Consider the following 14257-nt stretch of genomic DNA (forward strand, 5'->3'; position numbering starts at 1 on the left):
GCCCGGATGGCTAGGGGCTCCGAGGCCTCGAAGGCCTCCGCCACCTGGGAGTCGCCCGCTTCCCGGTCGGGCGCACTCTCGCATCTCGATGAGCGCGGCGCCGCGCACATGGTCGACGTCACGGAAAAGGGCGCTTCGAAGCGCACCGCCGTCGCCGCGGGGGCGTTGCGCACCTCGCCGCAGGTCGTGGCGCTGATCTCCTCCGGCGGCCTGCCCAAGGGCGACGCGCTGGCCACCGCGCGGGTGGCCGGCATCCTGGCGGCCAAGCGCACCAGCGACCTGATCCCGCTGTGCCATCAGCTCGCGCTCACCGGCGTCGACATCGATTTCGCCATCGGCGACTCGGATATCGAGATCACCGCGACCGTGCGCAGCACCGACCGCACCGGCGTGGAGATGGAGGCGCTGACCGCCGTCAGTGTCGCCGGGCTCACGCTCTACGACATGATCAAAGCGGTCGACCCTGCGGCTCGCATCGACGACATTCGGGTACTGCGCAAGCAGGGTGGCAAAACCGGAAATTGGGAGAGGTGATGGGCGCGCGATCGGCACGGGTGATCATCGCTTCGACCCGCGCGTCGGCCGGTGTGTATGACGATCGGTGTGGGCCGATTATCACGGAATGGCTTGAGCAGCAAGGATTTTCGACAGTACCACCCGAGGTGGTGGCGGATGGGGGTCCGGTCGGGGACGCGCTGCGCGGCGCGCTGGACGACGAGGTCGACCTGATCATCACCTCGGGCGGCACCGGCATCTCGCCCAGCGACAGCACCCCGGACCAGACCGTGGCGGTGCTCGATTACATGATCCCGGGGCTGGCCGACGCCATCCGCCGCTCCGGGCTGCCGAAGGTGCCGACGTCGGTGCTGTCGCGCGGCGTCTGCGGCGTGGCCGGCCGGACGCTGATCGTCAATCTGCCGGGTTCGCCCGGCGGCGTACGCGACGGCCTCGGGGTGCTCGGCGACGTTCTCGACCACGCGCTCGATCAAATCGCCGGCGGGGATCACGACCGATGACGCGCGTGCTGCGCGCCGCCATGACCGAAGAGCCGATTTTTCTGGCGGAGCACGAAGAGTTGGTGGGCCATCAGTCGGCCGGAGCCGTCGTCGGCTTCGTCGGCATGATCCGCGACCACGACGGCGGCCGCCGGGTGGTGCGGCTGGAGTACTCCGCGCACCCCTCGGCCGAGCAGGTCCTTGCCCAGGTGGTGGCCGAGATCGCCGAGGAGGCCAGCGGCGTGCGCGCCATCGCCGCCAGCCACCGCGTCGGCGTGCTGCGCATCGGGGAGGCGGCGCTGGTGTCCGCGGTGGCCGCCGACCATCGCGGCGCGGCATTCGACACCTGCGCCCGTCTGGTCGACACCATCAAGGCTCGGCTACCGGTGTGGAAGCACCAGTTCTTCGATGACGGAACCGAGGAATGGGTCGGCTCGGCCTAGCGGACGGAAATCAGCCGGCCTGAGGCGGCTGCGCCAGGGCGTCCAGCGCGTCGTTGCCGTGGATGTCCGCGCCGCGGATCGCTTCCCACAGTTGCCTGGTATAGCCGACCTGCGATGCGTGTTGCGGTGGGGCCGGCGCGTCGACGACCGGCGCGTCGGCGGGAGGCGCGGGCGGCACGTCCGCGGGCGGCGGTACCGGGCCACGGCGCGTCCAGCGGGGCGTCCATGCCGGCCGGCGCGGGGGCGGGCAACTCGCGCGGAGTGGCGCCCGACAGCGGGCCGCCGCACACGGGCCAGGCGCCCTTACCCTGGGTCGCCAGAACCCGCTCGGCAACCGCGATCTGCTGCTCCTTGGTGGCCAGTTCGGCCGACGGGGCGTACTGGCCACCGCCGTGCGAGGCCCAGGTGCTTGAGCTGAATTGCACGCCGCCGTGGTAGCCGTTGCCGGTGTTGATGCCCCAGTTGCCGCCGGACTCGCAACGGGCTACTTGGTCCCACTCGCCGTCGGTGGCGGCGGCCGCCTGGCCGGCAAGGGCGATGCTGCCGCCACCAAGTACCGCCCCCGTGAAGGCGATCTTGGCGACGCTGATGCTGGATGTGGTGGGCTTACGATGACGTCCACTCATACGCGCCGGAATATTCCTCTCTTGTGACGCGCCTGCGAGGTCAGCTGTCGGGTTCGGGTTGGAGAGGCCACCCGGCCGACGTCGCACTCCCGTGGGAGCCGGCGCCGGCTTCACCCCAAGGAGCCGCATGCGGCTCCGGTTCGATCACGGTGGACCGGTGGGTCCCCCGCCTCCATCCACTTTCGGGGTTTCCCCGCCTACTGGATGGAGCTCGGCGCGCTAAGCGGGGAGGAACGCCACACTGGAGATTGGCGAACCGTCCGAGACGCTAGCGGGTTCTGTTCGCCCCGTCACGTTTAGCGAAACCCGGCGTTTCCCTCACGGCCATCCGCGAAAAGCCCAGGAACCCTAGGGATTTGCGCAGGTCATTGCGCCCGAGATCGGAGCGTGATTGTGTCGTTATCGTTTCGTTACGTGAGGTATCTCACAGTCTTATCCGCCCGCGAAGGGCGGCAGCACATCGACTGTGTCACCGGGATTTAGCGCCGCGGTCTCGTCGCGAACGGCGATTCCGTCGCGCAGATACGAGCATCGGTTCAGCACGGTGGCGAGGCGGGATCCGCGCGCGGCGAGCCGCTCGACCAGCCCCGCGACCGTGGTGCCTGGACGCACCACCACCGTCTCCGCCTCTGCCCCGGCGGCCGCGCGCGCGGCGGCGAAGTAGCGGACGGTCACCTGGATTCCCTCCGCCTCGGCCGCAGCTTCCACCGGGCTAGCCACCGATCGCGCTCATCGGGCGATCGGGTTGGACGAAGCCGGGATCGTTGATGCCGTGCCCGGCGGGCTTGCTCCACATGGCGCCGCGCCACGCCGCCTCGATCGCCTCGTCGTCCGCGCCGCCACGCAACAGGCCCCGAAGATCGGTCTCCTCGGCGGAGAACAGGCAGCTGCGGATCTGGCCGTCGGCCGTGAGCCGGGTGCGATCGCATGTCGAGCAGAAGGCGTGCGACACCGACGCGACGATGCCGAACTTTCCGCTCGGGGTGTTCGGGCCGGTGTCGACCAGCCAGAGCTCGGCCGGGGCCGAGCCGCGCGGCGCCGGATCCGGCCGCAACCGGAATTGGGGCCGCAGCGTCGCCAGCACGTCGTCGGCGGTCAGTGCGGCGCCACGGCGCCACTGATGCCCGGCGTCCAGCGGCATCTGCTCGATGACGCGCAGCTGATAGCCGCGCTCGAGGCAGAACCGCAACAGGCCCACCACGTCGTCGCGCCCGGTCGCGGGGTCAAGCACCGCGTTGACCTTCACCGGCGCCAGGCCCGCCTCCTTGGCGGCCGCCAGGCCGTCGAGCACGTCGGCGAGCCGGTCCCGACGGGTGATGGCGGCGAAGTGGTCCCGGTCCACGCTGTCCATCGACACGTTGACCCGATCCAGGCCCGCCTCGGCAAGCGCGGCCGCCCGCCGCGCCAACCCCACCCCGTTGGTGGTCAGCGAGATCTCGGGGCGCGGTTGCAGGCGCGCCGCCGCGGCGACGACCTCTTCGAGGTGGCGTGACAGCAAGGGCTCGCCACCGGTGAACCGCACGCTGGTGATGCCGAGCCGGGTGACGGCGATGTGCAGCAGCCTGGCCAGTTCGTCGGGCCGCAGCAGTTGCTCTCCGGGTAGCCAGTCCAGCCCCTCGGCCGGCATGCAGTAGCTGCACCGCAGGTTGCAGCGATCGGTCAGCGAGACCCGCAGGTCGGTGGCGGCGCGCCCGTAGGTGTCCACCAGTGGGCCGCCGGCCGGAATGCCCTGGGCGGCGCCGCCGGTGCGGCCGGGCACCGTCGGTAGGCCCAACGCCGTCAGCGTCATGCCGGCACCGCCCCGAAGCGGGCCGGGACGATCTCCTTGCCCAGCGGCATCAACGACACGGGGATCATCTTGAGGTTGGCCAGCGCCAGCGGAATACCGACGAGGGTGATCGCCATCGCCGCCGCGCTCGCCAGGTGACCGATTGCCAGCCACAGCCCAAAGAGCACTATCCAGACGACATTTCCGATGAGGGCGCCCGTCCCGGCGGTGGGCTTGTCGACGATCGTCCGGCCGAACGGCCACAGCGCGTACGACGCGATGCGCAGCGAGGCGAAGCCGAAGGGGATGGTGACGATGAGCAGGAAGCTGATGAGCGCCGCCAGCAGGTATCCGGCGGCCATCCACAGGCCACCGAACACGAGCCAGATGACGTTCAGGATCGGGCGCATATCTCCTCCAGCAGTACTGCCAGGGTACCGAGTGACCGGTAACGGGGGGTGCTCGGCAGGCGGCCATCCGAGTAGGATCAGACTCCAACATGCGTCCTGCGCAGGCGGGACGCTTCTTGCGTTGCCCAACCTAGTGATCCGTCAGACAAGCAGGTGAGACCAGTGCCGACCGGCAAGGTTAAGTGGTACGACGCCGAAAAGGGGTTTGGCTTTCTGTCGCAGGAGGACGGCGAGGACGTGTACGTCCGCTCGTCGGCGTTGCCCGCGGGGGTCGAGGGGCTCAAGGCCGGGCAGCGGGTGGAATTCGGCGTGGCGTCGGGCCGGCGCGGACCACAGGCGTTGAGTCTCAAGCTGATCGATCCCCCGCCCAGCCTTGCCAAGGCGCGCCGCGAGGTGCCGGTCGAGCACAAGCACAGCCCCGACGAGCTGCACGGGATGGTCGAGGACATGATCACGCTGCTGGAGGGCGCCGTGCAGCCGGAGTTGCGCAAAGGCCGCTACCCGGACCGCAAGACCGCCCGTCGGGTCTCCGAGGTGGTCAAGGCGGTGGCCCGGGAGCTCGACTCCTAACTGGGCGGTGGCCCGGAACGCGCCCCTACGCGGCGAAGCTACCGGGTGGTAACTTCGACAGGCGTAGGCCGTGGTATTCGGGCCGGTGCCGGGTACGCGAGCCTCGATGTGGGTCGTAGCGAGGAGGCGACGATGGCACAGCAAGCGCAGGTCACCGAGGAGCAAGCCAGGGCCCTCGCCGAGGAATCACGCGAAAGTGGTTGGGAAAAACCGTCGTTCGCCAAGGAACTCTTCCTCGGCCACTTTCCGCTAGACCTCATTCATCCGTTTCCCAAGCCGTCGGCGGCCGACGAAGAGCGCATCGGGGCCTTCCTGGACCGGCTGCGCGAGTTCCTCGCCGGCGTCGACGGCAGCGTCATCGAACGCGACGCGCAGATTCCGGATGAATACGTCAAGGGCCTGGCCCAATTGGGCTGCTTCGGGATGAAGATCCCCACCGAGTACGGCGGACTGGGCATGTCGCAGGTCGCCTACAACCGGGCACTCGTGATGGTTTCGTCGGTGCACCCGAGCCTCGGCGCGCTGCTGTCGGCCCATCAGTCGATCGGGGTACCCGAGCCGCTGAAACTCGCCGGCACCAACGAGCAAAAGCAGAAGTTCCTGCCGCGCTGCGCCGCCGGTGCGGTCTCGGCATTTCTGCTCACCGAGCCCGACGTCGGCTCCGACCCTGCGCGCCTGGCGTCGACGGCTACGCCGGTCGAGGATGGCAAGGCCTACGAACTCGAGGGCGTGAAGTTGTGGACGACCAACGGCGTGGTCGCCGAGTTACTGGTTGTCATGGCCCGGGTGCCCAAGAGCGACGGGCATCGCGGTGGCATCAGCGCCTTCGTCGTCGAGGCCGATTCGCCCGGGATCACCGTGGAGCGCCGCAACAAGTTCATGGGACTGCGTGGCATCGAGAACGGTGTGACCAGGCTGCACGGCGTCCGGGTGCCCGCCGAGAACCTGATCGGCCGGGAAGGCGACGGCCTGAAGATCGCACTGACCACGCTCAACGCCGGGCGGCTGTCGATCCCGGCCAGCGCGACGGGGTCGTCGAAGTGGGCGCTGAAGATTGCCCGCGAATGGTCCGGCGAGCGCGTGCAGTGGGGCAAGCCGCTCGCCAAACACGAAGCGGTGGCAAGCAAGATCTCGTTCATCGCCGCCACCACCTACGCGCTCGACGCGGTGCTCGAGCTGTCCGCCCAGATGGCCGACGAAGGCCGCAACGACATCAGAATCGAGGCGGCGCTGGCCAAGTTGTGGTCGAGCGAAATGGCCTGCCTCGTCGCCGACGAGCTGTTGCAGATCCGCGGCGGGCGGGGCTACGAGACCGCGGAGTCCCTGGCCGCGCGCGGGGAGCGCGCGGTGCCCGCCGAGCAGGTGGTGCGCGATCTGCGGATCAACCGCATCTTCGAGGGTTCCAGCGAGATCATGCGGCTGCTGATCGCGCGGGAGGCGGTCGACGCCCACCTGACCGCGGCCGGCGACCTCGCCAAGCCCGACACGGGTCTGCGGCAGAAGGCCGCCGCGGCCGTCGGCGCGAGCGGGTTCTACGCAAAGTGGTTGCCGCAGCTGGTGTTCGGTGAAGGTCAGCGGCCCACCGCGTACAGCGAGTTCGGCTCGTTGGCGTCGCACCTGCGGTTCGTCGAACGCTCGACGCGCAAGTTGGCCCGCAACACCTTCTACGGGATGGCGCGCTGGCAGGCCAGGCTCGAGCAACGGCAGGGGTTCCTGGGCCGGATCGTCGACATCGGCGCGGAGCTGTTCGCGATGTCCGCGGCGTGCGTGCGCGCCGAGGGGCAGCGGGCCGCCGACCCGGTCGTCGGCCGACAGGCGTACGAGCTGGCCGAAATGTTCTGTGAGCAAGCGACGTTGCGGGTGGAGGCGCTGTTCCAGGCCTTGTGGTCCAACACCGACAGCAGCGATGTCCGGCTGACACACGACCTGCTGGAAGGCCACTTCACCTGGCTGGAGGACGGCATCGTCGATCAGTCGGAGGGCACCGGACCGTGGATCGCGCACTGGGAACCGCGAGCGTCGACCGAATCCAATCTGGCCCGCCGATTCCTGACTTGAGTTCCCGGGCAGAATTGTCGCCATGGCCTCGTATGTAGCCCCGGCGGGCGAATTCACCCGCGACACCGACTACATCACCACCCGGATCACCGCCGACGGACGTGACGGCTACCCGGTGGAGCCCGGCCGGTATCGGCTCGTCGTGGCCCGCGCCTGCCCGTGGGCCAACCGCGCGATCATCGTGCGGCGGTTGCTGGGCCTGGAAGGCGCTCTCTCCATTGGGTTTTGCGGCCCGACGCACGACGAACGCAGCTGGACGTTCGACCTGGACCCGGGTGGTGTCGACCCGGTGCTGAAGATCCCGCGGCTGCAGGACGCATACTTCAAGCGCTTCCCCGACTACCCGAAGGGGATCACGGTCCCCGCGATCGTCGACGTGCCGACCGGCGCGGTGGTCACCAACGAGTTCGCGCAAATGACCCTGGATCTCTCGACGGAGTGGACCGCCTACCACCGCGACGGCGCACCGCAGCTTTACCCCCAACCGCTGCGGGCCGAAATCGACGAGGTGAGCAAGAGGATCTACACCGAGATCAACAACGGCGTCTACCGTTGCGGCTTCGCCGGTTCGCAGCAGGCTTACGAGGCGGCCTACGACCGGCTGTTCACCGCGCTGGATTGGGTGAGCGATCGCCTCGCCGAGCAGCGATACCTGGTGGGCGACACCATCACCGAGGCGGACGTGCGGCTGTTCACCACGCTGGCCCGGTTCGACCCGGTCTACCAGGGGCACTTCAAGTGCAATCGGAGCAAGCTGTCCGAGATGCCGGTGCTATGGGCTTACGCCCGCGACCTGTTCCAGACGCCGGGCTTCGGTGACACCGTCGACTTCGTCCAGATCAAGCAGCACTACTACATCGTGCACGCCGATATCAACCCCACGCGCATCGTGCCCAAGGGCCCGGACCTGACCGGCTGGCTGACCCCGCACGGGCGAGAGGCGTTGGGCGGCAAGCCTTTCGGGGACGGTAGTCCGCCCGGGCCCCCGGTCGACGGCGAGCGGGTGCCGGCCGGCCACGGCGCGTGAGTTAGTTTCGAGCCGAACGTCGACTTGTTGCGCGCCATCTTGCCTTAGCTTCAAGGGATGGATGCAACACATCTGATTGAGGAGTGTTGCTGTGCCGCGTCCGCCGTTGAGGTTTGTTGTCCGTCAGTTCTGGGCTCACATCGGTAATGGCTGTAGTGCCGCGGAGGCCGGTGTCGCCGTCGGCGTGTCGGAACGTTCTGGCTATGGCTGGTTTGCTGATGCTGGCGGCGTGAAACCACGGCTATGTGAACCGAAAAGCGTTGGCCCGCGGCCGAGGCTGACCTTCGAAGACCGGGTCGAGATCGAAATTGGTGTCAGGACGAACGAATCGTTGCACTCGATCGGCAACCGGCTGGGCCGGCCGGCGTCGACGATCAAACGCGAGATCGACGCCAACGGGGTGGACAACAGCTACGACGGGCGCAAATCCGGTTATCGGCGCAAGGAAGCCTTCGGGGCGCGCCAGAGCGGCAAAACCGCGCACGTTCAGTATCGGGCCCTCAGGGCCCAAGCACGCTCCGATGAACGTGCCCGGCGTCCCAAGCAGAGCACGCTGGCGGCAAATGACCGATTGCGTCAGGAGGTGCAGACTCGGTTAGACGACTTCCATAGTCCCGGCCAGATCGCGGTGGGGCTGCGGCGGGATTTTCCTGACGATGCGGAGATGTGGGTGTCACACGAAGCCATCTATCAGGCGATTTACGTGCAAGGCCGCGGCCACTTGCGCCGCGATATCCACCGCTGCCTGCGCACCGGGCGGGCGTTGCGCAAACCGCGCAGCATCCCCGGTGAGCGCCGGGGTCGTATCCCCAACATGGTCAACATCAGCGAGCGTCCACCGGAGGTGGCCGACCGCGCGGTGCCTGGCCACTGGGAAGGCGACCTCATGTTGGGCAGCACCGAATCGGGCTCGGCGATCGGCACCCTCGTCGAGCGCAGCACCCGATTCGTCATGCTGTTGCACCTGCCCGACAACCACGGCGCGCTGGCCGTCCAGGACGCGATCGTGGCCAAGATGGCCCAGCTGCCGGCGATGCTGCGCCGCACGTTGACCTGGGACCAAGGCAAGGAAATGGCCAACCACATCGCCATCGCCGCAGCCACCGACTTGGATATCTACTTTTGTGATCCGCACTCCCCGTGGCAGCGCGGCAGCAACGAAAACACCAACGGGCTACTGCGCCAGTGGTTTGCTAAAGGCACTGACCTGTCGGTGTTTCCGGCCGACTATCTGGACTACGTCGCGGCCAAACTCAACAATCGGCCACGCCAAACACTGGACTGGAAAACCCCCGCCGAAGCCCTCGACGAACTACTGTCCAACCCGACCAAACCACCCACTGTTGCATCCATCGCCTGAAAGCGCCTGCCGTTTCGGCGCAACAAGTCCACGTTGGGCCAGTCATAGGGGGCAGCCCGCCGCGAGCAGGGCATGATGGACACGCGCAACGACGACGTGGGGTCGGGTCCGCAACATCTCGACGCTGACGCGGATGATCGCCCAACCGCACGCCGCGAGTTCGGCCAGTCGATCGATGTCCCGGCTTCGCTGCGCGGGATCGGTCCAATGGTGCGCGCCGTCGAATTCGACGCCGACCTTCCACTCCTCCCATCCCATATCGATCCGGGCCATGACCCAACCCCACTCGTTGAGCACCTCGATCTGGGTCTGGGGACGCGGCAGCCCGGCGCCGACGAGGGCCAGGCGGGTCTTCGTCTCGTACGGCGACTCCGCTCCGTCATCGGCCAGGTGCAACACCCGTCGCAACTGAGTCAGCCCGCGTGCGCCGCGATGGCGGTCCGCGACGAGCTCGATGTCAGCCGCCTTGACCCCGGTCGCGCGCATGAGCGCGTCCAACCGAATCACAGCCGCAGCCAAACCCTTTCGTCTTCCGAGGTCGAATGCGGTGCGGGCCGGCGTGGTGATGCGAATGCCGTCGCGTACGGACGTTTCGTCGTCGTCCAACGTGTCGCTGTGCACAATGATGCCACGAGCCTTGTCGCGGCTGGGCCGGTTCAGCTCGGCCGGCAGCCAGTCGTCGATCCACGCCGTGCGGTGCAACGCCGCAGCGGATAAGCCCGCCATCGTCGCGGTCCGGCCCGACCACAGCCATGCGGCCACCGCGCGGGTTACGGGCGTCAGCTTCTGCCCGCGGCGGATGTAGAGGTTGCGATGAACCATCTCGAAATCGGTCCGCAACCGATGCCGGGTCACCACCCCGGCGGCGAGCGCGTCGGTGCCTCTGAATGGCCAGTGCAGGATTTCCATGCGCACACGGTGCCGGACGGCCCCGACATCTTCGGTTCAGCGTCGACTTGTGGCGAGAAACCACCCCGTTTCGGCGCAACAAGTCGACGCTCGACGGGAAGTTAGGGCGTCAGGCGCACTGACCATTCCGCGTGCGGGACGGCGCGGACCGTGCTGGCGTCGTTCGATTGGCCTTCCTCGACCACCAACGTCAGCAACTGCACCACGATCCCGGTCAGCCGCCCGCGCTGCGGGTCGACCGTCGGGATGGTCACCGCGAAGCGGCTGTCCGGCCGGAAAATGGTCATGGCGGTGTTGGCGGGATCCTCATACACCTGCAACAGCCGCCAGGGCGCGCGCGCGATGGCCTCGGGGACCGAAAGTTGCACCGGGTAGCGCTCATTGAACGGCAGCTCGCCCTGGGTCTGCGGCGTCTGGCAGTCGTTGAGGTTGAGCACGTTGCAGTACAGGTACGGCCCGACCCGGGTCAGGTGGCCGTGCGAGTACGCGCTGATCTCGGGTCGCTGCGCACCGTGCTGCCGCACCAGCAGCCATGCTCCGACCCCGCCCCCGATGCACGCCAGCGCCACCAGGGCCGCAACGAGCATGACCGCACCGCGTTTCACTCAGGCACCGCCGCCGGTCTTCCGGCGCCCTGCCGGGTGCCCTCTTGCTCGACCATGACGGGCCGATTGCCGCCGAGGCCGGGGATCAGCGAGTTGCCGCGGAAGCTGACCAGGGTCTGTGCCAGGCCGAGGATGAGCAGCGCGCTGACGGCGGTGAAGCCGACCCACAGTTCGGTGTACACGAGCACACCCAGCGCCCCGCCCAGCACCCACGCCAGCTGCAGGGTGGATTCCGATCGCCCGAACCCCGATGCGCGCGATTCCTCGGGCAGGTCGTGTTGCAGCGAGGCATCGAGCGAGGCCTTGGCGATCGCACTGGAACCCGACGTGACCAGGGTGGCGATCACGGCCGCCATCAGGGTGCCCGCCACCGAAGCCGCCAACGCGACCGCGCACACCGCGACCGTGCAACGCACCACCAGCACGGCGGGCCGGCCCAGCTTCAAGCGGGCGCTGGTGAAGTTGCCCGCGAAGTTGCCGATGCCCGCCGCGGCGCCGATCATGCCCAGCATGGCCAGTTGGGCCCACCCGTTGGATTGATGCGCCTTGGCCACGAAGGCCGGATACAAGAACAAAAAGCCGACCATCACCTTGATGGTGCAATTGCCCCACAGCGAGGTGATGATGTTGCGGCCCAACGGTTGCCGGAGCGTCCCGCCCACCTTCCTGACCTCTTCGGGCCAGCCTCGCCGCGGCGGGCCGCTGCCGTTGCGATAGCTCAGGGTGGCCGGCACCTCACCCGCGGTCACCTCGACCCAGCGTGGGATCCGCATCGACAGCAGGGCGCCGGCGATCGTCACGCCGACTACGACGAACAACGCGCCCGGCAGCTTGAACAAATGGGTGCAGGCAAACTCGACGCCGCCCGCGATCGCGCCGCCGGCGATCGTGCCGCCCAGAAGGCCGAACACGGTCAGCCGGGAATTGACCCGCACCAGGTCGATCGTCGGCGGCATCACCCTCGGCGTCACCGCGCTGCGCAGCACGCTGAACGACTTGGAGAGCACCATCATGGCCAGCGCGCAGGGGTAGAGCACCATCGACGGGTAGCTGCCCGTGGCGCCGTCGTAGTTCATGATCAGCAGCACCGCCAGCGCGGTGCGCAACGCGAAGGACAGCGCCAGGGCGACGCGCCGGCCGTGCTGGAGGCGGTCCAGCGCCGGACCGATGAGCGGCGCGATCACCGCGAATGGCGCGATGGTGATCAACAGGTACAGCGCCACCTTGGACTTGCTCTCCCCGCTGGCCGCGGCGAAGAACAGCGTGTTGGCCAGCGCGACGGCCATCGCGGCATCCACCGCGAAGTTGGCGACCACAGGCCACGTCAGGGCGGTCAGGCCGGACTTGTCAGCGCCGTCGGCGGTGGCGGCCCGCTGCACCATCCAGTACATGCGCGAGCCCATTTCGCGGCTCCGCATCGCCGCGGCGCGGGTGACCGTGATGCGTTCACTGGCGGAACCGCGTGGGGGCGCGCCGCCACCACGGTCGGGTTCGGACTGCTCGCCCAGCGGCGGCAGGTAGCGGTTCGCGCTCGGCATCGGCGGTGGCCGGCGCGACCGGCCCCGGCCGGCGTCGTCGGCCGGGTAGTTGGCCATTCCCGGATGCTGGTTGGCCGATCCGTTGCGGTCCGGGCGGGTGCGGCGGCGCGGGTTAGAGGCCACCCGACCCCGATCATCACGCCGACGTCCGGACACGAATCAATTCTGTCTTATGCCGGCGGGCAACCGGGCGTGGCTCGCCAACCTAGTATGGAGAGGCACTGCAGTCCGATGGTGGCGCCCGGTTGGGCCTGCGATCGCGACACGAGAGGGGATAGCGTGACCGGACCCGCTGACGGGTCGGCGGAACCCGCCGCGACGACCGTCGCCGAGTCGCCCGACGAGTTGGCGGCGGTGCTCACGGGTGCCGCCGACCAGGCCCGGGCGGCCGTCGAGGAGTTCGCCGGCGCCGAGGCCGTCGGGGACTACCTGGGCGTCAGCTCCGAGGATCCGAACGCCGCGACCCACCGGTTCCTCGCGCACCTGCCCGGTTACCAGGGGTGGCAATGGGCGGCTGTCGTCGCCGGGCACCCGGGGGCCGACCACGCGACGATCAGCGAAGTGGTGCTGATCCCCGGACCGACAGCGCTGCTTGCGCCCGAGTGGGTGCCGTGGGACCAACGGGTGCGCCCGGGCGATCTGAGCCCGGGGGACCTGCTGGCGCCCGCGGCGGACGACCCGCGCCTGGTTCCGGGCTACACCGCCAGCGGTGACCCTGAGGTGGACGAGACGGCCGCCGAGATCGGGTTGGGCCGGCGCTGGGTGATGAGCTCGTGGGGCCGCGCCGAGGCGGCCGAGCGGTGGCACACCGGGGACCACGGTCCCGACTCGACGATGGCCCGGTCCACCAAACGGATGTGCCGCGATTGTGGTTTCTTCCTGCCGCTGGCCGGATCGCTGGGCGCGATGTTCGGAGTGTGCGGCAACGAGCTGTCCGCCGACGGGCACATCGTCGACAGGCAATACGGCTGCGGTGCCCACTCGGACACACCGGCCCCGGCGGGCACCGGCTCGCCGGCGTACGAGCCCTACGACGACGGCGTGCTGGACGTCGCGGAGAACCCGCCGCCGCCCGAACCGCCGGACCCGGAGTCGCCGCCCGAGTCTGCGCAGCCGGAGTCGCCGGAACCGGGCGACTAGCCCCGCTCGGCGGCGGCTTTGATGTTCGCCAGCGAGGCGTTCATCCCCTTCAGCAACTCGCGTTCGAAGTTCTCGGTCCCGCCCAAGAGCGCGTTCACCGATAGGTTCGAAATCGCGCTGACGCCGTTCTCGGCGTGACGGCTCTCGGTCACCCGGGTCCCCCGGCCGCTGGGCTCGAGCTCGTAGCTCCAGATCGTGCCGTTGGTGTTGACCCGGAACGCCAGCCTCTTCTCGGGGATGACCTCGACAACCGTGCAGGTGGTGGGCCAGAACATGCGGTTGCGCCGGTTGAGGTTGAAGGTGCGGGTGCCTGCGCGAAGAGGTCCCAGCGCCCTCATCCAGCGACACTGCGGGCTCCAGTCCGGCATCCGCCGGAAGTCGGAGATCAACGCCCACACCTTGGAGGCCGGTGCGTCGATGTCGACGTGCGTCTGCAGCAGCGGGGCGACCATGGTTCCTCCCAGGGCAGCGAATTCTATTGGCGGTCCAGGTAGGTTTCCAGCCCGGTCTGCGCGCCGCGGGCGCCGCGGCGGGCGGCCGCAAGCTGCAGGACGAAGATGCTGGTGCCGATCAGCCCGACCCCCAGCCCGCCTAGCGTCACCGGGCGCCAACTGTGCAGGGCGGGGACGAGGAACGCGAGCGCCGCGCCGATCAGCCAGCCCAGGAACCCGACCACGACGACGGGCCACACCTCGAGCAGCGCCCGCGGCAGCGGTGGCGCCTCGGGGCTCTGGCCGGGTTGGGCAGACATCGCGATCAACATAACGCGGCGGCGCTGAGCCCTGAAAGCGGCCCGAGCGCAGGCAAG

The 14257-nt window shown here is 68.8% G+C and carries 16 protein-coding genes, 1 pseudogene and 1 riboswitch; of the genes and pseudogenes, 8 read left to right on the plus strand and 9 right to left on the minus strand.

The genetic code is table 11. From position 1 onward, the window contains the following. Positions 1-6 precede the first annotated feature (6 nt). The 3 genes from moaC to MTAB308_RS21765 are packed head-to-tail and all read left to right on the plus strand — an operon-like array spanning position 7 to position 1438. Complete coding sequence (gene moaC / locus MTAB308_RS21755; protein ID WP_077102058.1) at positions 7-534, plus strand: cyclic pyranopterin monophosphate synthase MoaC; 528 nt, start codon at positions 7-9, stop codon at positions 532-534. After that, entirely contained in the window at positions 534-1016 is a 483-nt protein-coding gene (locus MTAB308_RS21760) for a MogA/MoaB family molybdenum cofactor biosynthesis protein (protein ID WP_077102060.1), read from the plus strand. The genes moaC and MTAB308_RS21760 overlap by 1 nt, the downstream gene beginning before the upstream one ends. After that, positions 1013-1438, plus strand: a complete 426-nt coding sequence (locus MTAB308_RS21765; protein ID WP_077102062.1) for a molybdenum cofactor biosynthesis protein MoaE — start codon at positions 1013-1015, stop codon at positions 1436-1438. The genes MTAB308_RS21760 and MTAB308_RS21765 overlap by 4 nt, the downstream gene beginning before the upstream one ends. Positions 1439-1565: 127 nt before the next feature. Here MTAB308_RS21765 and MTAB308_RS21770 read toward each other — a convergent pair. The 4 genes and pseudogenes from MTAB308_RS21770 to MTAB308_RS21785 form a co-directional block, all read right to left on the minus strand. Then, positions 1566-2064, minus strand: a pseudogene (locus MTAB308_RS21770) (transglycosylase family protein); the annotation flags it as partial. Positions 2065-2075: 11 nt separating this feature from the next. Continuing rightward, positions 2076-2262, minus strand: a riboswitch (cyclic di-AMP (ydaO/yuaA leader). Positions 2263-2496: 234 nt separating this feature from the next. Further along, complete coding sequence (locus tag MTAB308_RS21775) at positions 2497-2784, minus strand: MoaD/ThiS family protein (RefSeq protein ID WP_083746624.1); 288 nt, start codon at positions 2782-2784, stop codon at positions 2497-2499. Then, positions 2777-3853: a GTP 3',8-cyclase MoaA gene (gene moaA / locus MTAB308_RS21780; protein ID WP_077102066.1), complete on the minus strand. Its 1077-nt coding sequence runs from the start codon at positions 3851-3853 to the stop codon at positions 2777-2779. Before moaA ends, MTAB308_RS21775 begins: the two co-directional genes overlap by 8 nt. Next, positions 3850-4242 carry a YccF domain-containing protein gene (locus tag MTAB308_RS21785; protein ID WP_077102068.1) on the minus strand — a complete coding sequence of 131 codons (393 nt, stop codon included), beginning with the start codon at positions 4240-4242 and terminating at the stop codon, positions 3850-3852. The genes moaA and MTAB308_RS21785 overlap by 4 nt, the downstream gene beginning before the upstream one ends. A gap of 162 nt (positions 4243-4404) precedes the next feature. Between MTAB308_RS21785 and MTAB308_RS21790 the strand changes: the two genes are divergently transcribed. The 4 genes from MTAB308_RS21790 to MTAB308_RS21805 all read left to right on the plus strand — a co-directional run bounded on the left by MTAB308_RS21790 (position 4405) and on the right by MTAB308_RS21805 (position 9257). Beyond that, positions 4405-4812 carry a cold-shock protein gene (locus MTAB308_RS21790; protein ID WP_077102070.1) on the plus strand — a complete coding sequence of 136 codons (408 nt, stop codon included), beginning with the start codon at positions 4405-4407 and terminating at the stop codon, positions 4810-4812. A gap of 132 nt (positions 4813-4944) precedes the next feature. Next, positions 4945-6870 carry an acyl-CoA dehydrogenase family protein gene (locus MTAB308_RS21795; protein ID WP_077102072.1) on the plus strand — a complete coding sequence of 642 codons (1926 nt, stop codon included), beginning with the start codon at positions 4945-4947 and terminating at the stop codon, positions 6868-6870. Between the two features lie 22 nt (positions 6871-6892). Further along, on the plus strand, positions 6893-7897 hold the full coding sequence (locus MTAB308_RS21800; RefSeq protein ID WP_077102074.1) for a glutathione S-transferase family protein: 1005 nt from the start codon (positions 6893-6895) through the stop codon (positions 7895-7897). Between the two features lie 91 nt (positions 7898-7988). Further along, positions 7989-9257: an IS30 family transposase gene (locus tag MTAB308_RS21805; protein ID WP_077099686.1), complete on the plus strand. Its 1269-nt coding sequence runs from the start codon at positions 7989-7991 to the stop codon at positions 9255-9257. 42 nt (positions 9258-9299) lie between these two features. Here MTAB308_RS21805 and MTAB308_RS21810 read toward each other — a convergent pair whose 3' ends face one another. From MTAB308_RS21810 to MTAB308_RS21820, 3 genes are all read right to left on the minus strand, one after another. Beyond that, positions 9300-10166, minus strand: a complete 867-nt coding sequence (locus tag MTAB308_RS21810) for a DUF559 domain-containing protein (protein ID WP_077102076.1) — start codon at positions 10164-10166, stop codon at positions 9300-9302. A gap of 101 nt (positions 10167-10267) precedes the next feature. Continuing rightward, positions 10268-10771 (minus strand): DUF2771 domain-containing protein, encoded by a 504-nt coding sequence (locus tag MTAB308_RS21815; protein WP_425436296.1) that lies wholly within the window; start codon positions 10769-10771, stop codon positions 10268-10270. Further along, the gene (locus MTAB308_RS21820) at positions 10768-12432 is read right to left on the minus strand and encodes an MFS transporter (RefSeq protein WP_108637376.1); all 1665 of its coding nucleotides are present in this window, start codon (positions 12430-12432) and stop codon (positions 10768-10770) included. Before MTAB308_RS21820 ends, MTAB308_RS21815 begins: the two co-directional genes overlap by 4 nt. Before the next feature lie 108 nt (positions 12433-12540). Here MTAB308_RS21820 and MTAB308_RS21825 point away from each other — a divergent pair, with 108 nt between their 5' ends. Beyond that, on the plus strand, positions 12541-13449 hold the full coding sequence (locus MTAB308_RS21825; RefSeq protein WP_077102080.1) for a DUF3027 domain-containing protein: 909 nt from the start codon (positions 12541-12543) through the stop codon (positions 13447-13449). On the opposite strand, the gene MTAB308_RS21830 is transcribed toward MTAB308_RS21825, so the two are convergent. Continuing rightward, complete coding sequence (locus MTAB308_RS21830) at positions 13446-13901, minus strand: SRPBCC family protein (RefSeq protein ID WP_077102082.1); 456 nt, start codon at positions 13899-13901, stop codon at positions 13446-13448. The genes MTAB308_RS21825 and MTAB308_RS21830 overlap by 4 nt on opposite strands. 23 nt (positions 13902-13924) lie before the next feature. Beyond that, on the minus strand, positions 13925-14200 hold the full coding sequence (locus MTAB308_RS21835; protein ID WP_077104637.1) for a DUF2530 domain-containing protein: 276 nt from the start codon (positions 14198-14200) through the stop codon (positions 13925-13927). Positions 14201-14257 lie beyond the last annotated feature (57 nt).

This window comes from Mycobacterium terramassiliense, from assembly GCF_900157385.1.
GTDB lineage: Bacteria > Actinomycetota > Actinomycetes > Mycobacteriales > Mycobacteriaceae > Mycobacterium > Mycobacterium terramassiliense.